The sequence below is a fragment of the Streptomyces sp. NPDC039465 genome, assembly GCF_055639315.1.
In genome coordinates this window covers 468196-488064 of sequence record NZ_JBVKAP010000007.1, presented here as the reverse complement: position 1 = coordinate 488064, position 19869 = coordinate 468196, and the positions used below count along the sequence as shown (strand labels likewise).

Below are 19869 nucleotides of genomic sequence, written 5' to 3'. Positions count from 1 at the left end.
GCACTCTGAAGGTGAGAGTGCTACCGAGGGACCGGGTCGGTGAGGTCCGCACGCCGCGTGGGGCAAGGAACCACAGGCACGCAGACCGTCCGTCGCGGGCGCAGGCGCGGTCCAGGAGCGTTATCCACCCCATGTCCGGGAGGACCACTTCACATGGCCAAGATCATCGCGTTCGACGAGGAGGCCCGGCGCGGTCTCGAGCGCGGCATGAACCAGCTCGCCGACGCCGTCAAGGTCACCCTTGGCCCCAAGGGCCGGAACGTCGTCCTTGAGAAGAAGTGGGGCGCCCCCACGATCACCAACGATGGTGTCTCCATCGCCAAGGAGATCGAGCTCGAGGACCCGTACGAGAAGATCGGCGCCGAGCTGGTCAAGGAAGTCGCCAAGAAGACGGACGACGTCGCCGGTGACGGTACGACCACCGCGACCGTCCTCGCCCAGGCGCTCGTCCGCGAGGGCCTGCGCAACGTCGCCGCCGGCGCCAACCCGATGGCCCTCAAGCGCGGCATCGAGAAGGCCGTCGAGGCCGTCTCCGGCGCCCTGCTCGAGCAGGCGAAGGATGTCGAGACCAAGGAGCAGATCGCTTCCACGGCCTCCATCTCCGCCGCCGACACCCAGATCGGTGAGCTGATCGCCGAGGCCATGGACAAGGTCGGCAAGGAAGGCGTCATCACCGTCGAGGAGTCCCAGACCTTCGGTCTGGAGCTGGAGCTCACCGAGGGTATGCGCTTCGACAAGGGCTACATCTCGGCGTACTTCGCCACCGACATGGAGCGTATGGAGGCGTCGCTCGACGACCCGTACCTCCTGATCGTCAACTCCAAGATCTCCTCCGTGAAGGACCTCCTCCCGCTCCTGGAGAAGGTCATGCAGTCGGGCAAGCCGCTGCTGATCATCGCCGAGGACGTCGAGGGCGAGGCCCTGTCGACCCTGGTCGTCAACAAGATCCGCGGCACCTTCAAGTCCGTCGCGGTCAAGGCCCCGGGCTTCGGCGACCGCCGCAAGGCCATGCTGAACGACATCGCCATCCTCACGGGCGGCACGGTCATCTCCGAGGAGGTCGGCCTCAAGCTCGAGAACGCCGGCCTGGACCTGCTGGGCCGCGCCCGCAAGGTCGTCATCACCAAGGACGAGACCACCATCGTCGACGGTGCCGGTGACAGCGACCAGGTCGCCGGTCGCGTGAACCAGATCCGCGCCGAGATCGAGAACTCCGACTCGGACTACGACCGCGAGAAGCTCCAGGAGCGCCTCGCGAAGCTGGCCGGCGGCGTGGCCGTCATCAAGGCCGGCGCCGCGACCGAGGTCGAGCTCAAGGAGCGCAAGCACCGCATCGAGGACGCCGTTCGCAACGCGAAGGCGGCCGTCGAGGAGGGCATCGTCGCCGGTGGTGGCGTGGCCCTGCTCCAGGCCTCCTCGGTCTTCGAGAAGCTCGACCTGAGCGGCGACGAGGCCACCGGCGCCAACGCCGTGAAGCTCGCGCTGGAGGCCCCGCTCAAGCAGATCGCCGTCAACGGTGGTCTCGAGGGTGGCGTCATCGTCGAGAAGGTGCGCAACCTGCCCGTCGGCCACGGCCTGAACGCCGCGACCGGTGAGTACGTCGACATGATCGCCGAGGGCATCATCGACCCGGCGAAGGTGACCCGCTCTGCCCTGCAGAACGCCGCCTCCATCGCCGCGCTGTTCCTCACCACCGAGGCTGTCATCGCCGACAAGCCGGAGAAGGCCGCCGCGGCCGCTCCGGGCGGCATGCCGGGCGGTGACATGGACTTCTGATCCTCCGGGATCGGATCCGTCCGACGGTCCGAGGGCGGCACCCCTTCATGGAGGGGGTGCCGCCCTCGGCGTTCTGCCACACCCTGGAAGAAGAGGCGCCGCACGCCCGCACGCGGCAGCAGGAGGGTGGCGAAGGCCATGACCACGCAGTCGACGACGAAGCTGACGACCCCCTCGGAGCGGGAGCTCGTCATCACCCGGGACTTCGCGGCCCCGCGCGACCGGGTCTTCGAGGCCTGGACGAAACCGGAGCAGGTACGGCAGTGGTACGGCCTGAGCTCCCTGACGACGACCGTCTGCGACATCGACCTCCGCGTGGGCGGCGCCTGGCGCTGGGGCCAGAAGGCCCCCGACGGCCAGGAGATCGTCTTCTCCGGTACGTACGAGGAGATCACCCCGCCGGAGCGGCTCGTCTACACCGAGACCTTCGAGCTGATGCCCGGCCCGCCCGTCCACGTCACCCTCACGTTCGACGAGAAGGACGGCGTGACCAGGCTGAAGAGCACCTCGATCTGGCCGTCCGCCGAGATCCGGGACCAGGCGCTGGCGACGGGCATGGAGGCGGGGGTCGTGGAGGAGTACGACCGCCTGGCGACCTTCCTCGCGCGCGTCTGACTCGCTGTAGCGCGAAGGGCGGCACCCCGGGGGGATGCCGCCCTTCGCGCCTCGCCCGTAAGGATCAGCGCACGTCGACGAAGTCGCCGGTCGCCGTCGAGTTGAAGTGCGTCGCGTCACCGATGTACCGGATCAGCCAGGTGCCGTCGACCGTCGCCTTGCCCTTGAGCGTGGCCAGACCGGTCGAGCTGGACTTCCCGGACGTCACCAGCGTGGACTTCGACGCGCCCTTGGCCTGGAACCACAGCTGCACGGGCTGCCCCGCGTACGCCTTCCACGCCGTCCCCGACAGCTGCTGCAGCACACCGGTCACGGTGACCACGGCGCCCTTGGCGACGGGATCCGGGGCTGCCTTCACCGACGCGACCCGGGTCTGGGTGCGGGTGAGACGGAAGGCGGGGCTGACGCTCTCGGCGAGGGTGTCGGTCGTGGCGTGCCGGACCCGGTAGTAGCCGCCCAGCGTACGCGCGCTCAGGCCGAACTCCATGCCCGAGAACGCCGCGGTCGAGGCGATCGGCTTCCAGCCCGTCCGGCCGTCCGCCGAGTGCTCCAGCTGGACCGGCTCGTTGCCGAACGACGCGTCCGCGTCGTAGGTGTGGCGGAGCCGGCCCGTGACGGTGATGCGCTGGTCGACCGAGAGAGTGCCCTGGACGTTGGAGAACCGGGATGAAGCCGGCAGCGTCAGCTCACCCGTGACCGAGCCGCTGTGCCACATGTCGCCGCCCTCGGCGACCCAGCCGCTCAGCCGCAGGCCGTCCGCGGCGGTGACCTTCGCGGTGAACCGCCCGTCCGCGTCGGTGGTCACGACCTGGCCGACCTCGGAACCACTGCCGCTCCGGCCCAGGCTGACCTTCACCGGAGCGTCCGCGACGGCGGCGTCCGCCGCGTTCGGGTCGACGACCCGGCCGGTGACCGTGACGGTCTCGCCCGGCTGCGCACGGGTCTTGTCGGCGGCGGCGGTGATGGACACCCGGCGCGGCTGGTACTGATGCATGCCGCGGTACGTGCGGTACGTGCCGCGGACCTCCTCGCTGCTCTCGGTGAACGTGGCGACGAAGTCCTCGCCGACCGCCGCCACCGGGTACGGCGCCCCCATGAACGTGCCGTCCGCGGCCGTCACCACCGACGAGGGGTCGGTGTTCGCAGGCCAGCGCGCGACGTCGATCGTGCGGCCGGCCAGCGGCACCTTGTCGCCGGAGCCCGGCTGCACACCCAGCAGCGTGCCCTGGGGGCGCACGTTGCGGTCGTTCCACGCGGGAATGCCGAGCCCGAGGACGAACTCGGGACGCAGCGTGAAGTTCAGCGTGCCCGCACCCTCGCGGGTGAAGGTGTTGCCCTTGCTGTCGGTGACCGTCACGTCGATGGCGTACGAGCCGAGGGCGGGGACGACGCCGCCGTCCTCGGTGAGCTTGAGGGCCTGCTCGTCGCGCAGCTGGTACACGCCACGGCCGGCGTACATCTCCGTCAGGGCCGGGATCTCGGTGATCACCTTGTCGCCCTTGCGGATCTTCGCCGAGACGGAGGTCACCGTCGCGTCGGCCGCGTCCGTCCAGGCGGGGACCTCGAAGGTGCCGCGCTGCCAGTCATGGGTGGTGGCCCGGCCGACGCCGACGGGCGTGGTGTCGACGGCGAAGGCCGGTGCGGCCGTCGCGGTCAGGCACAGCGCCGCCGCGGCGGCGACGAGGGGCATTCGCAGATCAGCGCGCATCGATCCACACCGCCTTGGTCTCGCTGTAGAAGTAGCCGCTCTGCGGCTCGGTGACCATGGCCCAGTGGCCGTCACCGTAGTTGGTGGCCTTGAAGCTGAAGGAGCCGTTGGACGCCGTCTTCACGTCCCGGGCGACCCAGTACCACTGGCTGTCGCCCTTCGGCTTGAACAGCAGCGTCACCTTCGCCCCCGCGTGCTGCTTCCACACGCCGTTGACCTGCTTCTGCACGGCGCCCGTCACCGACATCTTGCTGTTGACGGCGGGGCGGGCCGGGCTGGTACGGAAGGCCTGGAAGCGGGTGACCGTACGGGTCTGGAAGACCGGCGCGGACGCGGTGGTGACGAACCGGTCGGTCTCGGCGTGCACGACACGGTAGTAGGCCCGGACGAACCCCGGCTGGGAGATCTCGAACGGGCAGTAGCCGGCCGTGCCGCCCTGCGCCGTACCCCACTTGAGGCTGCGCCAGGTGCGCCCGTCCAGCGAGTACTGCAGGACCAGGGGCTCGTCCCAGCACCAGTTGGCCGTCATCCCGCCCGTCGCCTTGACCGTGCCGTACTCGTCCAGCGCGATCTTGACACCGGTGAAGGCGAACTTCTGCGGCACGGCGATCTCGGCCCGCTCGTACGGCAGGTCAGTGAGGTACACCGACGGCCGTACGTGCGTGTAGACCCCGGTCGAGGAGGTGGCCTTGGCCGCGTAGGCGAAGGTGCCGTCGGCCCTGGCCCCGGCACCGCCCATCAGCCGCTGCACGGTGTGGTTCGAGGCGTCCGGCTCCTGCGGCGTGGACACCACGGGCGCGCCCGCGAAGGGCTTCCAGCCGTCGGCGGTCAGGCGCTCGACCTTGCCGGTCACGTTGACGTCGGTGCCGTAGTGCACGCGGCGCTTGTCCAGGTCGGCGCTGATCCGGTACCGCGTCTTGGCGACCGCCACCTCGGGTACTTCCAGGCCGTCGTGCTCCGGGTCGAAGACCTCGGCCGGCGGCCGGTCGATCGTGACCCTGCCGCCGCGGATCGCCGCGTTCGGGGTGACCGGCAGCGAGAAGTCGCCCTTGGCGTCGGTGACGGCGGAGGCGCGGGTCGAGTGCCAGTTGGGGCCGTAGAGGTCCAGCGCCACATTGACCTTGACGCCGGCGCGGGCGGGCGTACGGGCCCCGGTGGACGGGTCGTACGTCGTCGCCTGGCCGGTCAGGACGACCTGGCGGTGGTCGTAGTCGGTGCTGGTGCGGTCGAAGGCGACCCGGGTCACGGTGGTGTGCTGCTTGTAGCGGAACTTGCCACCGGTCCAGCGCTGCATGGTCCCGCCGGGCAGCCGGTACTCGACGGCGAGCGGGTAGTCCCCGAAGGCGGTGCCCTCGGGAAGCTTCAGCGGCGCGTTCGTGAGCCAGCCGTCGGCCCGGTCGTCGTCTTCACGGGTGTGCGGGCTCAGCTCCTCGGTGGTGAGGAGCACGGCGGCGTCCGGGGCCGTGGAGGCGAGGACGCTCACCTTCACGTGGAGCGCGTTGTACGGCAGCCCGATGTCGAGCCGGCCGTCGTCGCGCGTGGTGGTGAAGAAGTTCACGGTCTGCACGGTCCGCGCGGTCTGCGCGTAGGCGGACGGTGCGGTCACCAGGGCGGGGGCAGCGACACCCGCCGAGAGAACGAATACAGCCGCGGCACGCACGAGGGCGCGCGGCAGCGTGCGCGTAGAGCGCATCAAAAGGGACCCCCCACAGGTCATGGAACGGCGCACCGGTTCGCGGGTCGCCGAGCGCGATGGGGCGTAGGTGCCGGATCGCGTGGCGCAACGATAACTGGCGCCCCATCAGGGGGTGCTAGCGGGTGCTCTCGATCGCAAGGCCGCCACATGGGCGCGGACCTTGTCCGGGGGCAGTGGCGTGGGGCGGGCTGGGGTTGGCCATGGGGTGGGCGTCGCCACTAAGCTCAGTGTCAGCCATGGATCGATGGTTCCGATCTCGTTGCTGAGACCCCCGTACGGTGTTGGCGCACCTGCGGGGGTCGCATTGTTTCTGGGAGTCGACAGGTCGGGTTCGGAGTGCACGATCCGGTACAGCACGCTGACCGAGGGGCCGTCCCCGTACAGCGGCTCGCCCAGGGCCGCGAAGGCCGCCGTCTGACCGAGCGCGAAGACGTCTGTCGCGGGAGTGAGTTCGCCGCCGGACGCCTGCTCGGGAGCCATGTACTGGGGCGTGCCGATGGTGGTGCCCGTCGCCGTGTGCGAGCTGATGCCCGAGGCGAGCGAGATGCCGAAGTCGATCACCCGTGGCCCGTCGGCGGCCAGCAGCACGTTCGACGGCTTCAGGTCCCGGTGCACGATTCCCGCACCGTGAATGGCCTGCAGCGCCTCGGCGACACCCGCCATCAGCCACAGCACCGCCGGCACCGGCAGCGGTCCACGCCGGGCGACGGCCTCGGCCAGGGACGGCCCGGGGACGTACAGCGTCGCCGGCCAGGGTGGTACGCCGTCCGCGTCGGCACCGATCAGCTCGGCGGTGTACGCGCCCCGGACCCGCTGAGCCGCCTTGATCTCCCGCCGGAACCGCCGCCGGAAGGCCAGGTCGTCGGCCAGCTCCGGCCGCACGACCTTGATCGCCACCGGTCGGCCGCCCGGCGTGTGCGACAGGTAGACCCGCCCCATGCCGCCGGTGCCGAGCCGAGCGGCGAGGCGGTACCCCGCCACGACGGTCGGATCGTCCGCCTGCAGTGGCTGGAACACCTCGGTCGCGTTGTCCATCTGTACTCGTCCCCCTGAATCCCCTGGTCAGCCGTTGGGTTGACCGCTGACGGCAGCCTAAGCGGGAGGGCGGGAGCAGGTTTCTTAACGGGGTCGGGGTGGGCCGGGACCGTGGGTGTCGGGTGGGTCCGCCCTCTTTCCGAGTGTGGCTCCCGGAGCCGGGCCCTCAAGGGCGCTCCTTCGTCGCGTCGGCTTCGCCGATTCCGCTGCGCTCCACCCTTGACCGCCCGCCTCCGTCCGCCTTTTCACACTCGGAGGGCGGCCCGGGGGTGGGGTCCCACGCCCAGCGGTATTTGTGCGTGGGGCCAGAAGTAGTAGCGCCAGATCGAGCCGCAAGGTACGGAGAGGCGGTGCCGCGGGCCGGTGGACTATTCCTCTGAGAGCCGTGCCATGTCGGACACCGGTCCGAGGTGGCCGAGCTTGTCGGGGTTGGATACGGCGTGGATCGCCCGAATCACACCGTCGACGATGTCGAGCTCGACCACGTTGACCACCCGGCCCTCGGGGTCGTACGTCACGGCCCCCGGGCGGCTGTTGACCCAGGCCGGACGGAGATCGGCCCCGAGGCTCCGGATCCGGCGGAACCCACCGACGAGCAGCTGCCCGACGCGCTGCGGCTCAGCTACCGGATTCCTGGTCGCCCGCGCCTTACCGCCGCCGTCACCGTAGTACACGACATCGGGCGCGAGCATGCCGAGCAGCGCGTCGAGGTCGCCGCCCTCGGCCGCCTCGAAGAATTTGCGGGCGAGCTCGTCGCCCTCGGCCCGCTGGGCGGGGGGCGGCACGCTGTCCGCGTCCGGCCCAGCCGCGGCGATGCGCTTCTTGGCGCGGGCGAAGATCTGGCGGCAGTTCGCCTCGGACTTCCCGGTGGTCCGCGCCACGTCCGGGTAGTCGTACCCGAACACCTCGCGCAGCATGAACACCGCCCGCTCCACCGGGGAGAGAGCCTCCAGCAGTACGAGGAAGGCCATGGACAGCGAGTCGGCCAGCTCGGCGTGCTCGACCGGTCCGGGCCGGTCGTTGGTCACGACGACCGGTTCGGGCAGCCAGTTCCCCACGTAGGTCTCCCTCCGTACTCGTGCCGAGCTCAGGTGGTTGATCCCCAACCGCGTCACAGCCGTGGTCAGGTACGCCTTTGGTGCGGAGATCGCGGTGCCCGCCTGCTGCGCCCGGGTCAGGCCGAGGAAGGCGTCCTGGACGAGGTCCTCAGCGTCGCCCACCGACCCGGTCATCCCATAGGCGATGGAGAACATCAGCGGTCGATAGCCGGCCTCGTCCGTCAGATCCGTTGCTCCCGACATGGGACCCCTCCCCCAACTCGCGGACGGCGGTGCTCAGTCCAAGCGCGCCGCCCCGCCTGCCCATTCCAAGATCCACAGGATGCCCAGAGGGTATCCGAGGGGCTTCGGTCGACCGTCACCGTACGGCGCGGAGACGCACGTCACATCAGCCCCTGTCACAGGCTGCGGGGGTGCCCTGTCTTAGAGGGCGACAGCGAACAGCAGGAACAAGGAGTGCACGATGAACGCTCGACTGAACTTCATGACCAGCCCCGTCGCCGCCAAGGCTATGAAGCACATCGTCGCCGCGAGCAGGGCGCTCGCGGAGTCGACCGTTCCGGCCTCCACCCGGGAACTGGTGATGCTCCGCGCCAGCCAGATCAACGGCTGTGCCGGATGCATCGACATGCACACCAAGGACGCCGCGCACGCCGGGGAGAGCGCGGTACGTCTCAACCTGGTCGTGGCCTGGCGCGAGGCCACGGTGTTCACCGACGCCGAACGCGCCGCCCTGGAGCTGACCGAAGAGGGCACCCGCATCGCCGACGCGGCCGGCGGGGTCTCGGACGCGGTCTGGGCGAACGCGGCCAAGTACTACGACGAGGACCAGCTCGCCGACCTGGTGGCCCAGATCGCCATCATCAACGCCTTCAACCGCGGAAACGTCATGATCCAGCAGCCCGCGGGCGACTACCAGCCCGGCCAGCACGGCTGACGATCCGCCCGTCACGCGACCGCCCGACCCCGGCTCCCCGAGCCGCCACCATGCAAGGACACATCCCATGAACCTCGCCCTGTGGATCACCGCCGGACTGCTCGCCGCCGCCTACCTGCTCGGCGGCGCTTTCAAGGTGATCACGCCCAGGGAGAAGATCGCCGCCAGTGGCCCCAGCGCCCGCTGGGCCGAGGACTTCAGCGCCGGCGCCATCAAAACCATCGGAGCCCTCGAGGTGCTGGCCGCGGTGGGCCTGGTCCTGCCCGGCGTGCTCGGCACCGCGCCGGTTCTGGTCCCGCTGGCGGCCCTCGGCCTGGTGCTGATGATGACCGGCGCGGCGATCACCCGCATACGGCGTCACGAGACCACATTCATGGTGGTGGACCTGGTCTACCTCGTCCTGGCCGCCTTCGTGGTGTGGGGCCGCTTCGGCCCCGAGTCCTTCACGGGCTGACCGGGGCATGGTCCGGCTACACCCCGCTGCGTTCAGCGCGCTTCCGGAACTCAGCAACACGCTTCCCGCCTTCAGCAGACCGTTCTCGGCGTTGACCGACAAACGTTGCTGACTCTCGGCGCCGGAGTGAGGGCGGACCCACCAGAAGCTCGCGGTCCCGGTCAGGGACGGTCCGGGAAAGCCCGCATCGGGGGGCGTCAACGTCCGGCCCACCCCGCACCCACGGTCCCGGCTACGCACGGTCCGGCAAAGAAGCCCGCGTCCACAGGAACCCACGTCCACCCCGTCCCGGCGAGGAAGCGCCGTCCCCTCGGCCGGGAGCCACTTCATGTGCTCGACGCGACGCGGTGAGTGAGCGGTGCCCGAGGATGCATCGGGTCGGGGCGAGCGGGTAGCTGCTCGGTGAGAGGACCCTGATCGTGAAGTACAGCGACTGGATGCTCACCGTCACCGAACGCGGGAACGCCTCCACCCGGCTGGACCGGCGCCATCCCGACGGCGCGGCCTGGACCCGTGGGAACGACGTGCGGCCGCTCGTGCACGGCGCGGCGTACTTCGCCGAACTGCTCGCGGCCGTACGGGCGCAGCGCTCCGGAGACCTCCTGCTGTTCACCGACTGGCGTGGCGACCCCGACGAACGCCTCGACGGCGAGGGCTCCGAAGTCGGCCGGGTCCTGTGCGAGGCGGCGGAGCGCGGGGTGATCGTGAAAGGCCTGCTGTGGCGGTCCCACCTGGATAAGCTGCAGTTCAGCGAGGCCGAGAACCGCCACCTGGGCGAGGAGCTGGAGGACGTCGGCGCCGAGTGCCTGCTCGACATGCGGGTACGTCCCGGCGGCTCGCACCACCAGAAGCTCGTGGTGCTGCGCCATCCCGGCCGTCCGGACCTCGACGTCGCGTACATCGGCGGCATCGACCTGTGCCACAGCCGCAACGACGACGCCGCCCACCACGGTGACCCCCAGGCGGTGCCCTTCGCGTCCGCGTACGGGCGGCGGCCGCCCTGGCACGACGTGCAGCTTGCCGTCCGCGGCCCGGCGGTCGGTGACCTCGAAGCAGTCTTCCGCGAACGCTGGGAGGACCCCTCGCCCCTGACCCGCAGCCCGATGGTCCGGGTCCGCGAACTCGCGCACCACGAGGACACCGAGGCCGATCCCCTGCCGCCCCAGTTGCCCGACCCCGGTCCTCGCGGCACCCACACCGTGCAGGTGCTGCGCACGTACCCCAACCGGCTGCTGCGCGGCTATCCCTTCGCCCCCGACGGCGAACGCAGCGTCGCACGCGGTTACCTCAAGGCCCTGCGGCGGGCGCGGTCGCTCATCTACCTGGAGGACCAGTACCTGTGGTCGCCGAAAGTCGTCGGGTTCTTCGGCCGTGCGCTCCGGGAGAACCCCGGTCTGCGGCTGATCGCCGTCATCCCCACCCTGCCCGAGCAGGACGGGCGGATCACGCTGCCGATGAACCTGGTCGGACGCGTCGCGGCCCTCGACGAGCTGCGCCGGGCGGGCGGTGCCCGGGTGGCCGTGTACGGGTTGGAGAACCCCGAGGGGGACCCCGTGTACGTGCACGCCAAGGTGTGCGTGATCGACGACGTGTGGGCGACGGTCGGCTCCGACAACATCAACCTCCGTTCCTGGACGCACGATTCGGAGCTCAGCTGCGTGGTCCTGGACGACGGCGTCGACGGGCGACCGCCGCCCGACCCCGGCGGACTCGGGGACCAGGCCCGCCGCTTCGCGCGTGACCTGCGGCTGGAGCTCTTCCGCGAGCACCTGGACGCGGCGGAAGCCGGCTCGCCGCATGCGCCGGACTCGCCGCACCCGCCGGACGATCTGTGCGATCCGGTGAAGGCCTTCGACGTCTCTTCCGCGCGGGCCGCCGCGCTGGACGACTGGTACGAGGGCGGTCGCCGCGGCCCCAGGCCGCCCGGCCGGCTGCGCGCCTACCGGCCGCCGGACATGTCCCGCCTCACCCGCGGCCTCGCCATGCCGCTCTACCGCCTCCTGGTCGACCCGGACGGCCGCCCCGCCAGGCTCCGGCGGCACAACGCCTACTGACGCCCAGGCGAAGAAGCCCGCGTCCACAGGAGCGTCGCCCACGTCCAGGCCGTCACCCAGACCGCGCCGACCAGGAGGGCCGCCAGGGCCGGGGGGAGGGAGGGCGGGGGCGCGCCCAGGGACGGAGCCAGGCCGGCCGCGCGGGCTCCGAAGCCGAGGACGCCTGCCGCGATCATGGCGATGCCCGCCCAGGACACGGCCGCCGTGCCCCACCGGACATACCGGTTCCGCAGTGGCCGCAGGAGCAGCAGCGCGAGCAGGGCCATCGCCAGCCCGAGTCCCGCGTTGCCGAGCTGGGCGAGGGCGACGTCGGCGACCTTCTCGTACGACTCCGGGGGCGCCGGGAAGCCCGGCATGCCCAGCTCGCCCCGGCGCGCGAGGTCGACCTTGCTCAGGGTGTACGCCAGCGCGCCTCCACACGCGGTGAGCGCGGCGATCCGGGGGGCTGTCTTCGATCGGGTCATGACACAAGTCTGTGAGCGGGCGACCGCCCCCGGCCTCCTCCGCCGGTACGGTCCGCCTCCGCTGTACGGGGGAGAACCCCACCCCTCTTCGGCCAGGCTGCCGCATGGGATCAACGAACGCCGTCAACGAGGCTTCACCCATGACGAGTTACGTGAACAAGACGCTCCTGGCCGGCCTCTCCGTCGCCGCCCTCGCGACTTTCGCCGCAGTCCCGGCCACAGAGGCCCACGCCGCTCCCACCCTCGCCTGGGAGAAGTGCGAGAAGGGCGCCCCCGGCCAGGAGTGCGCCACGCTGCTCGTGCCCCTCGATCACGCCGACCCCGACGGCCGGCAGATCGAGATCGCCGTCTCCCGCCTCCCCAGCACCCGCCCCGACGCCCGGCGCGGCACGCTCGTCGTGATCCCCGGCGGGCCCGGCGGTTCCGGAGTCCAGCGCCTCACCGCGAAGGGCCCGGCGTTGCAGAACGCCACAGCGGGGGCGTACGACCTCGTCGCCATGGACCCGCGCGGTATCGGCGGCAGTACGAAGGCGAGTTGCGGGCTCGCGCCCGAAGACCGGTACCTCTACACCCTCCGCTCCTGGCCCGCCCCCGACGGCGACATCTCCGAGAACGTCGCCCGCTCCCGCCGCATCGCCGAGGCCTGCGACCGCAACGGCGGTGACGAGCTGCGCAGCTTCACCACCGAGAACCAGGCCCGGGACCTCGACCGTTTCCGCCAGGCCCTCGGCGAGGAGAAGATCTCCGCCTGGGGCACGTCGTACGGGACGTACGTCGGCGCCGTCTACGCCCAGAAGTACCCCCAGCACACCGACCGCTGGGTCCTCGACTCCAGCAACGACCCGAACCCCCGGCGCGTCGCCCGGGGCTGGCTCGCGACCATGGCCCAGGGCGCCGACGACCGCTTCCCCGACTTCGCGGCCTGGGCCGCCCACCCCGACCGCGCCAAGGACGGCCTGCGGCTCGCGCAGCGCCCCGAGGACGTACGGCCGCTGGTCATCGCCCTCGCGGCGCGCCTGGACCGTACGCCCAAAGCGTCGACCCTGCCCGGGTCGACCCAGCCCGGTCTCCCCCTCACCGGCAACATGCTGCGCCAGTCCCTCCAGAACGCCCTGTACGCCGACGGCGCCTTCCCCGCCTTCGCCCGTCTCGTCCAAGGCGCCAAGGACCCGGCCGCCACGCCCGTCCTCACCCCGGACATCGCCTACGCCCTGCCGGACACCGACGCGGCCGTCGCCGTCGCGGTCATCTGCAACGACGTGAAGTGGCCCACCTCCGTCCCCGCCCACCGCCGCGCCGTTCTCGCCGACCGCGCCGCGCACCCGCTGACGGCGGGCATGCCGGTGAACATCACCCCCTGCTCGTTCTGGAAGAACAAGCCGACCTCCAAGCCGACCCGGATCACCTCCGACGGCCCGTCCAACATCCTGATGATCCAGAGCCTGCGCGACCCGTCCACCCCCCACAGCGTCGGCCTGAAGATGCGCCGGGCCCTCGGCGACCGCGCCCGGCTCGTCTCGGTGGAGCAGGGCGGCCACGGCATGTATCTGACCAACGGCAACGCCTGCGGCGACCGTGCCGTGACGGACTTTCTGACGACCGGCGTACGCCCGTACGAGGACACGTACTGCGCGAGCTGACGCAACGAAGCCCCGGAGTCGAAGGTTCCGGGGCTTCACGCATCCGGCGGAGCGCGTTCAGAAATTCACTACCGAAAGTATTCAAATCGCCACTTAACGTGATTGTGTGTGATCGTTTCTGCATGTTCCTCTCATGCGCATGCGTACTAGAACGAAGACCGCCCTCGCGGCTGCGGTCTCAGCAGCCCTGGCGATCGCAGGGCCCCTGTCCGTCTCGGCCCACTCCGCACCGAGCCCGTCGGGCAGCCCGACGCTGGCCCCGCTCCACACGTCCCCCTCGCCCAGGGTCATCCCGGGCCAGTACATCGTCACCCTGAAGGCGGGCCAGAACAGCACCACCATGGCGCAGAAGGTGCCGGGCGTGAAGCCGCTCTTCACCTACAGCTCGGTCATCTCCGGCTACGCGGCCAAGCTCTCGACCGCGCAGCTGGACGCGGTCCGCAAGATGCCCGGCGTCGCCGCCGTCGAGCAGGACGCCAGGGTCAGCGTCGCACCGGTGAAGACCGATGCGACCGCCGAGCGGCTCGTCGCCTCCAGCTGGGGCCTGGACCGGATCGACCAGCCCTACCTGCCGCTGAACAACCAGTTCAGCGTCACCAACTCCGGCAAGGGCGCCACCGCCTACATCCTCGACACCGGCCTTGAGTTCGGGCACTCCGAGTTCGGCGGCCGGGCGCTCCAGGGCTTCGACGCGATCGGCGACGGCCGCAACGGCGCCGACTGCAACGGTCACGGCACCCATGTCGGCGGCACCGTCGCCGGTGCGACGTACGGCGTGGCCCGCGAGGCCAACGTCGTCAGCGTCCGCGTCCTGAACTGCCAGGGCCAGGGCTCCTGGTCCGGCATCCTCGCCGGCTTCGACTGGGTGGCCCAGAACGCCGTCCAGCCCGCCGTCCTCAACGGCTCGCTCGGCGGCCCCCGCAACCAGGCCGTCAACGACGCCGCCACGGCGCTGTCGAACCGTGGCATCCTGCCGGTGCTCGCCGCAGGCAACGAAGCCCAGGACGCCTGCAACGTCTCGCCCGCCAGCGCCGACAACGTCCTGACGGTCGGCGCCATCAACCACCTGGACGAGGAGGCCGACTTCTCCAACTTCGGTTCGTGCCTCGACCTCTACGCGCCGGGCACGACCATCCAGTCCGCCAAGCTCGGCGGCGGCACCACCGCCCTGAACGGTACGTCCATGGCGTCCCCGCACGTCGCCGGCGTCGCCGTCCTCGCCAAGGCCGCGAACCCGTCGGCCAGCCCGGCGGCCGTCGCGAACTGGATCCTTAACCAGACCGTCAAGGGCGAACTGACCGTCTCGAAGGGCTCCCCGAACATGCTGCTCCAGACCGGCGGCCTGTAACCCCTCACACCCTCTGGCCCGCCTCGCACACCGGGGCGGGCCAGAGCCGCGCCGCGCCTACCGTACGGACGTGAGCCCGGCGACGAAGACGGCCCAGGCGGCGGCGCGGAAGGCGAGGTGCGGGCCGTCAGGGTTCTTGGAGTCGCGGACGGGGACGACGCCGGGGTGGTCGTCGGAGACTTCGAGGCAGTTACCGCCCTCGCCGCCGCTGTACGTGGACTTGCGCCAGGTGGCGACCTCCAGGCAGTCGCCACCGCTGGCGCCGCTGTAGCTGGACTTGTGCCAGACCGCCGTGGTCAGGTCGTACTCAGGGCTCTTGATCTTCATGGGCGTAATCCTCCGCCACTGACTCGATCAGGGCCAGGGATTCTTGGGGTGACAGTGCGCTGGCCCGCAGCAAATCGTAGGTGAGTTCGTAGCGGGCGACACTGGCCGGGTCGTCTTCCAGTCGTCCTGTGTTCAGTACTTCCAACCAGGCGAGCGGTGGGGCGTCCTCGAAGGACATCAGCTTGAGCGCCCCGTTCATCGCTGCATGCGCGCCCCCCGAGAACGGCAGCACCTGCACAATCACCCTCCGACGCCGGATCAGCGCCGCGATATGGCCCAGCGCCTCGGCCATCACCTCAGCCCCGCCAACCTCCCTGCGCAGTACAGCCTCATCAAGAACCGCCCACACCATCGGTTTTGTTGGATCGTCGAGAAGCCGCGTGCGATCGAGCCTGCCCTCCATCAGTTTCTCGATCTCCGACTCCAGCGCCGTGGGCTTGTAAGCCCAGAACACCTCCCGTGCGTACGCCTCTGTCTGCAGCAACCCCGGGATCAGCAGCGGTGCGTACTCCTTGATCCGCTCCGCGATCGCCTCGGCGTCCGCCGCCTCCGCGAAGTGGTCGGGGTACTTCGACTGGTTCGCGGCGCCACAGTTGCGCTCGAAGAAGTCGCCCGTTCCCAACATCTTGTCGAGTTGGATCGCAATGTCTGGCGGAATGCGACGCGTTCCGTTCTCCATCGCGCCGATGTAGGACCCGCTCACGAAGAGTGGTTCCCCGCAAGCCTCCTGGCTCAGGCCGGCCTTCTCGCGCGCGTGGCGCAGTTCGGCGCCGATCAAGGCGCGGGGGTTGGAGGACGGGTCGAGGTCCTTGCGTCCGGGCATGGCAACTCCCTCTCGTACAGGTGGGATTGTTGGGCCTCCGATCTGTTCAGGCTAGCCTCGCAGCGGACACGCTGTGTGAGGAACGAGAAACACTCGGTGTGGAGGTAGATGCAGATGACGATGACCGCGAGTGAGCGCCTGCGGGCCGTTGAGGACGTCGTGGCGCAGCTCAGGTCCGAGCTCGGGGCGGCCGGGGTCACCCTGCCGTCGCTGCGGATGGATCCGGTGTCGGCGGCGGGCTCGGACCCGTACCCGCTCGTCGAGTTGGGGCGCTGCAACCTGGACACCGCGCTACGGCTCGTCGCCGTGCTGCACCACGCCCGTAAATGAGGACTCGTCTGCTAGACCGACACCGGGTCCCTCGTCGGGGCTTCGGGCGCTGACGGGTCTCCGGCGTCCACGTCGACGTCGAAGTCGGCGAGGAGCTGCTTGCTGAAGCCGAAGAAGTACGTGGCCGCGAAACCGGTCACGTACCCGACGAGGAGCCCGCCGGCGTAGATCGCAACCGTCTCCGCCAGGCCCTTGTTGCCGTCGAGGAGCGGGAAGAGCGCCCAGCCGGACGGGCCGATGGCCGTCGAGCCGACGTGGTCGCCGAGCATGTTGAACAGCCCGATGAAGCCGCCTCCGAAGGCGCCGCCGACGCAGGCGGTGACGAAGGGGCGGCCGAGGGGGAGCGAGACGCCGTAGATCAGGGGCTCGCCCACGCCCAGCAGACCCGCTGGGAGGGCGGACTTGATCGTGCGGCGGATGGATCGGTTGCGGGACAGCCGGACGTACACCGCCATGGCCGCGCCGACCTGGCCCGCGCCGGCCATCGCGAGGATGGGGAGCAGGACCGTACTGCCCTGCTGCTCGATGAGGGTGGTGTGGATGGGGATGAGGGCCTGGTGCAGGCCGAGCATCACCAGCGGGAGGAAGAGTCCGCCGAGGACGAATCCGGCGCCCGCGCCCGCGTGGGCGAGGAGCCAGTCGGCGAAGGTGCCGATGGCGGTGGAGACCTCGCCGGCGACGTACATGAGGCCGTAGATCGTGACCAGGCCGGAGACCAGGACGGTCAGGGTCGGGGTGACGAGCACGTCGAGGGTGCCGGGCACCCAGCGGCGGCACCACTTCTCCACGTACACCGCGAGGACCGCCGCGCCGAGCGCACCGAGGACGCCGCCCTGGCCGGGGGAGAGGGACTGGCCGAACGCCTCCGTCTTCGCCACGCCCGGGAAGACGATGATCGCGGCGACCGCGCCGCCGAGGATCGGTGTGCCGCCGAACTCCTTCGCCGTGTTGTAGCCGACGAAGACCGCGATCAGCGCCATGAAGCCGGAGGCGACGGCGGCGAGGGCGGGGGTGACGGAGGGGAGCCAGCGGAGGTTGACGAGCAGGCCGTTGAGGCCGGCGATGATGCCGCAGCCGATGAGGGCGGGGATCAGCGGGACGAAGATGTTCGCGACGCGGCGCAGGAGCTGTTTGAGCGGGGTCTGGTTCCTGGCCTTCTGGGCGGCCTTGAGGGCGGCGCCGGTGGCGGCGAGGTCGTCGGCGGTGGGGGGTGTGGTGCTGAGGAGCGCCTCGAACGCGGTGGTGACCTTGGCGACGGCGGCGGGGCCGAGGACGACTTGGTACGTGTCGTCGTCGACGACGCCGAGGACGCCGGGGAGGGCGCGGATGGCGTCGTCCTGGACGAGGGAGCGGTCGCGGAGGCCGAGGCGGAGGCGGGTCATGCAGTGGGCGACGGTGGTGACGTTGTCGGCGCCGCCGAGGAGGGGGAGGAGGGTGGTGGCGGTTCTGCGTGCGTCTTCCATGTGGGGGCCTTGCTGTGCGGGGGTTCGTGGGTGCCGGGGCCTTATCGGCGCCCGGCGTCGTGGGCGTTGTGCCCACCCGTCCCGCCCTGCGGGACGATTGCCCCCAACGCGGTACGCAAATGGCCCCCCGACTCCGTCAGGAGTTCGTCCGCCCGGTCTGCGTCAACGTCCGCCAGGAGCATCAGGATCGCCGTCTTCACCTCGCCGTCGGCCGCTGTGAGCGCCCTTTCGATCTGGGCGTCGGTCGCGTCCGTTGCCAGGGCGACGATCCTTCGGGAGCGGGCGCGGAGTTTGTCGTTGGAGGCGCGGACGTCGACCATCAGGTTTCCGTAGGTCTTGCCGAGGCGGATCATCGTGATGGTCGAGATCATGTTGAGGACCAGCTTCTGGGCCGTGCCCGCCTTCAGCCGGGTCGAGCCGGTGAGGAGTTCGGGGCCGACGACGATCTCCAGGCCGTGGTCGGCGGCGGCGGCGAGGGGGCTGTCGGCGTTGCAGGACAGGCCGATGGTCAGCGCGCCCTGGGCGCGGGCGTGTTCGACGGCGCCCAGCGCGTACGGCGTGCGGCCCGAGGCGGAGACGCCGACGACGGTGTCGTCGGGGGTCAGTTTCAGCGCGTCGAGGTCTTCGGCGGCCAGGTCCTTGGAGTCCTCGGCGCCCTCGACGGAGGTGACGAGGGCCGTCGGGCCGCCCGCGATCAGGCCGACGACCTGGGAGGGGTCGGTGTTGAAGGTGGGCGGGCACTCGCTGGCGTCGAGGACGCCGAGGCGGCCGGCGGTCCCGGCGCCGGCGTAGACGAGGCGGCCGCCTCTGGCCATGCGCTCGGCGGTGGCGTCGATCGCGGCGGCGATGGCGGGGAGTTGCGCGGCGACGGCGGAGGGGACGGTCTGGTCCTCGCCGTTCATCAGCCGGGCGATGTCTTCCGTGGGCAGTTGGTCGATCTCCGCCAGTTCGGGGCGGAAGGCCTCGGTGGTGAGCGAGGCGAGTTCGGCGCGCAGTTCGGAGTACCTGGTCATGGCTCTTTCGGCGGCTTGGCGGCTCGGGGTCCCGCGGCTCGGGGCTCAGCGGGTGCGGGGGGCGTGGCGGTGCGCGAGCGCTTCGTAGGAGGCGGCGAGGGCCGGGGCGGCCGTCTCGTACGTCCGCTGGGTCACGCCCGTGAACAGGCAGTCGACGACGAGGAGTTGGCTCGTACGGGACGACATCGCCGCCGGGCGCAGCTCGCTCTCGCGGGCGGTGGAGGTGGTGAGTATGTGGTCGGCGTACTGCGAGACCGGCCCGTCCGGGCGGCCGGTGATCGCGACCGTGGTGGCGCCGTGGTCGAAGGCGGCGCGCAGGGGTTCGATGACGTCGCCGGTCGAGCCGGAGTGGGTGATGGCGATGGCGACGTCTCCGGAGCGGAGCTGGACGGCGTTGGTGACGGCGAGGTGCGGGTCGCTGTGCGCGTGCGCGAGCAGGCCGATGCGCAGGAGCTTCTGGCCGAGGTCCTGGGCCACGAGGCCGGAGGCGCCGACGCCGTAGATGTCGATACGGCGGGCGGTGGCGAGGGCGGCGACGGCCGCGCCGAGCTGCACGGTGTCCAGGTTGGCGGCGGTGTCGGCGAGGGTCTGCTGCTCGTCGTAGGCGAGTTTGGCGACGACGTCGGCGATCGGGTCGTCGACGGCTATGTCGGCGGTGACGGAGGGGGCGCGGCCGGACTGCTGCTGGGCGGCGAGACCGGCGAGGGCGAGGCGGAGGTCGCGGTAGCCGGGGTAGCCGAGGAGGCGGGCGGTGCGGACGACCGTCGCCTCGCTCGTGCCGGTGAGTTCGGCGAGGCCGGTGACGGTGAGGGCGGCGCAGCCGGCCGGGTCGGCGGCGACGGCCTCGGCGACGCGCTGCATGGAGCGGGTCATGGACGGCGCGAGGGTGCGGACCTTGGCGGCGAGGGCGGCGGGGGCGGGGGGCGCGTCGGTTGTGCTCTGGCCTTGGGGCGGGTGGGGGGTGCTGCTTCGCGGGCCCTGCTTGCCGTGGGAGGCCTGGGGGCGGCTTTGGGGGCCTTGGGGGCCGACGGCGGCGGCGAGGGGCGCGGGGGCGGGGTGTCTGCTTCCCGCCACCGAGCCTGCCACTGAACCCGGCACCGAGCCCGGTACCGAACCCGGTACCGAACC

17 protein-coding genes and 1 pseudogene are annotated in these 19869 nt (G+C 70.9%); 8 read left to right on the top strand and 10 right to left on the bottom strand.

Going from position 1 to position 19869, the window contains the following annotated elements; translation table 11 throughout:
- The first annotated feature begins 153 nt into the window (after positions 1-153).
- The gene (gene groL / locus ACZ7LT_RS25045; RefSeq protein WP_471238333.1) at positions 154-1776 is read left to right on the top strand and encodes a chaperonin GroEL; all 1623 of its coding nucleotides are present in this window, start codon (positions 154-156) and stop codon (positions 1774-1776) included.
- Positions 1777-1914: 138 nt separating this feature from the next.
- Complete coding sequence (locus ACZ7LT_RS25040; protein ID WP_471238332.1) at positions 1915-2391, top strand: SRPBCC family protein; 477 nt, start codon at positions 1915-1917, stop codon at positions 2389-2391.
- Between the two features lie 64 nt (positions 2392-2455).
- On the opposite strand, the gene ACZ7LT_RS25035 is transcribed toward ACZ7LT_RS25040, so the two are convergent.
- From ACZ7LT_RS25035 to sigJ, 4 genes and pseudogenes are all read right to left on the bottom strand, one after another.
- A complete protein-coding gene (locus tag ACZ7LT_RS25035) occupies positions 2456-4099 on the bottom strand; it encodes a hypothetical protein (RefSeq protein ID WP_471238331.1) in 1644 nt (547 codons plus the stop codon).
- Positions 4089-5705 carry a hypothetical protein gene (locus ACZ7LT_RS25030; protein ID WP_471238330.1) on the bottom strand — a complete coding sequence of 539 codons (1617 nt, stop codon included), beginning with the start codon at positions 5703-5705 and terminating at the stop codon, positions 4089-4091. The genes ACZ7LT_RS25035 and ACZ7LT_RS25030 overlap by 11 nt, the downstream gene beginning before the upstream one ends.
- A 386-nt stretch (positions 5706-6091) precedes the next feature.
- Positions 6092-6830 (bottom strand): annotated as a pseudogene (locus ACZ7LT_RS25025) (serine/threonine-protein kinase); the annotation flags it as partial.
- Between the two features lie 368 nt (positions 6831-7198).
- The gene (sigJ, locus tag ACZ7LT_RS25020) at positions 7199-8131 is read right to left on the bottom strand and encodes an RNA polymerase sigma factor SigJ (RefSeq protein ID WP_471238329.1); all 933 of its coding nucleotides are present in this window, start codon (positions 8129-8131) and stop codon (positions 7199-7201) included.
- A gap of 220 nt (positions 8132-8351) precedes the next feature.
- Between sigJ and ACZ7LT_RS25015 the strand changes: the two genes are divergently transcribed.
- The 3 genes from ACZ7LT_RS25015 (at position 8352) to ACZ7LT_RS25005 (ending at position 11333) form a co-directional block, all read left to right on the top strand.
- Positions 8352-8825, top strand: a complete 474-nt coding sequence (locus ACZ7LT_RS25015) for a carboxymuconolactone decarboxylase family protein (RefSeq protein ID WP_467953572.1) — start codon at positions 8352-8354, stop codon at positions 8823-8825.
- A gap of 67 nt (positions 8826-8892) precedes the next feature.
- Positions 8893-9279 (top strand): DoxX family protein, encoded by a 387-nt coding sequence (locus ACZ7LT_RS25010; protein ID WP_471238328.1) that lies wholly within the window; start codon positions 8893-8895, stop codon positions 9277-9279.
- A 419-nt stretch (positions 9280-9698) separates the two neighbouring features.
- Complete coding sequence (locus ACZ7LT_RS25005; RefSeq protein ID WP_471238327.1) at positions 9699-11333, top strand: phospholipase D family protein; 1635 nt, start codon at positions 9699-9701, stop codon at positions 11331-11333.
- On the opposite strand, the gene ACZ7LT_RS25000 is transcribed toward ACZ7LT_RS25005, so the two are convergent.
- Entirely contained in the window at positions 11327-11797 is a 471-nt protein-coding gene (locus ACZ7LT_RS25000; protein WP_471238326.1) for a hypothetical protein, read from the bottom strand. The genes ACZ7LT_RS25005 and ACZ7LT_RS25000 overlap by 7 nt on opposite strands.
- A 140-nt stretch (positions 11798-11937) precedes the next feature.
- Here ACZ7LT_RS25000 and ACZ7LT_RS24995 point away from each other — a divergent pair, with 140 nt between their 5' ends.
- Entirely contained in the window at positions 11938-13437 is a 1500-nt protein-coding gene (locus tag ACZ7LT_RS24995) for an alpha/beta hydrolase (protein ID WP_471238325.1), read from the top strand.
- A gap of 139 nt (positions 13438-13576) precedes the next feature.
- Entirely contained in the window at positions 13577-14785 is a 1209-nt protein-coding gene (locus ACZ7LT_RS24990) for a S8 family peptidase (RefSeq protein ID WP_471238324.1), read from the top strand.
- A 57-nt stretch (positions 14786-14842) separates the two neighbouring features.
- Here the strand turns inward: ACZ7LT_RS24990 and ACZ7LT_RS24985 are convergent, their stop codons facing one another.
- Both ACZ7LT_RS24985 and ACZ7LT_RS24980 read right to left on the bottom strand, forming a co-directional pair.
- On the bottom strand, positions 14843-15112 hold the full coding sequence (locus ACZ7LT_RS24985; protein ID WP_471238323.1) for a DUF397 domain-containing protein: 270 nt from the start codon (positions 15110-15112) through the stop codon (positions 14843-14845).
- Positions 15093-15935 carry a helix-turn-helix domain-containing protein gene (locus ACZ7LT_RS24980; protein WP_471238322.1) on the bottom strand — a complete coding sequence of 281 codons (843 nt, stop codon included), beginning with the start codon at positions 15933-15935 and terminating at the stop codon, positions 15093-15095. The genes ACZ7LT_RS24985 and ACZ7LT_RS24980 overlap by 20 nt, the downstream gene beginning before the upstream one ends.
- A gap of 114 nt (positions 15936-16049) precedes the next feature.
- Between ACZ7LT_RS24980 and ACZ7LT_RS24975 the strand changes: the two genes are divergently transcribed.
- A complete protein-coding gene (locus ACZ7LT_RS24975) occupies positions 16050-16265 on the top strand; it encodes a hypothetical protein (protein WP_471238321.1) in 216 nt (71 codons plus the stop codon).
- 11 nt (positions 16266-16276) lie between these two features.
- On the opposite strand, the gene ACZ7LT_RS24970 is transcribed toward ACZ7LT_RS24975, so the two are convergent.
- The 3 genes from ACZ7LT_RS24970 to ACZ7LT_RS24960 are packed head-to-tail and all read right to left on the bottom strand — an operon-like array spanning position 16277 to position 19815.
- Complete coding sequence (locus ACZ7LT_RS24970) at positions 16277-17728, bottom strand: PTS transporter subunit EIIC (RefSeq protein ID WP_471238320.1); 1452 nt, start codon at positions 17726-17728, stop codon at positions 16277-16279.
- A 41-nt stretch (positions 17729-17769) separates the two neighbouring features.
- Positions 17770-18741, bottom strand: a complete 972-nt coding sequence (murQ, locus tag ACZ7LT_RS24965) for an N-acetylmuramic acid 6-phosphate etherase (RefSeq protein WP_471238319.1) — start codon at positions 18739-18741, stop codon at positions 17770-17772.
- Between the two features lie 45 nt (positions 18742-18786).
- Entirely contained in the window at positions 18787-19815 is a 1029-nt protein-coding gene (locus ACZ7LT_RS24960; protein ID WP_471238318.1) for a MurR/RpiR family transcriptional regulator, read from the bottom strand.
- Between the last annotated feature and the right edge of the window lie 54 nt (positions 19816-19869).

Coding starts and splice junctions, on each gene's coding strand:
- ACZ7LT_RS24975 (WP_471238321.1), top strand. CDS start 16,050: ATGACGATGACCGCGAGTGAGCGCCTGCGGGCCGTTGAGGACGTCGTG.
- ACZ7LT_RS25040 (WP_471238332.1), top strand. CDS start 1,915: ATGACCACGCAGTCGACGACGAAGCTGACGACCCCCTCGGAGCGGGAG.
- groL (WP_471238333.1), top strand. CDS start 154: ATGGCCAAGATCATCGCGTTCGACGAGGAGGCCCGGCGCGGTCTCGAG.
- ACZ7LT_RS24970 (WP_471238320.1), bottom strand. CDS start 17,728: ATGGAAGACGCACGCAGAACCGCCACCACCCTCCTCCCCCTCCTCGGC.
- murQ (WP_471238319.1), bottom strand. CDS start 18,741: ATGACCAGGTACTCCGAACTGCGCGCCGAACTCGCCTCGCTCACCACC.
- ACZ7LT_RS24995 (WP_471238325.1), top strand. CDS start 11,938: ATGACGAGTTACGTGAACAAGACGCTCCTGGCCGGCCTCTCCGTCGCC.
- ACZ7LT_RS24990 (WP_471238324.1), top strand. CDS start 13,577: ATGCGTACTAGAACGAAGACCGCCCTCGCGGCTGCGGTCTCAGCAGCC.
- ACZ7LT_RS24980 (WP_471238322.1), bottom strand. CDS start 15,935: ATGCCCGGACGCAAGGACCTCGACCCGTCCTCCAACCCCCGCGCCTTG.
- sigJ (WP_471238329.1), bottom strand. CDS start 8,131: ATGTCGGGAGCAACGGATCTGACGGACGAGGCCGGCTATCGACCGCTG.
- ACZ7LT_RS25015 (WP_467953572.1), top strand. CDS start 8,352: ATGAACGCTCGACTGAACTTCATGACCAGCCCCGTCGCCGCCAAGGCT.
- ACZ7LT_RS25000 (WP_471238326.1), bottom strand. CDS start 11,797: ATGACCCGATCGAAGACAGCCCCCCGGATCGCCGCGCTCACCGCGTGT.
- ACZ7LT_RS25010 (WP_471238328.1), top strand. CDS start 8,893: ATGAACCTCGCCCTGTGGATCACCGCCGGACTGCTCGCCGCCGCCTAC.
- ACZ7LT_RS25035 (WP_471238331.1), bottom strand. CDS start 4,099: ATGCGCGCTGATCTGCGAATGCCCCTCGTCGCCGCCGCGGCGGCGCTG.
- ACZ7LT_RS24985 (WP_471238323.1), bottom strand. CDS start 15,112: ATGAAGATCAAGAGCCCTGAGTACGACCTGACCACGGCGGTCTGGCAC.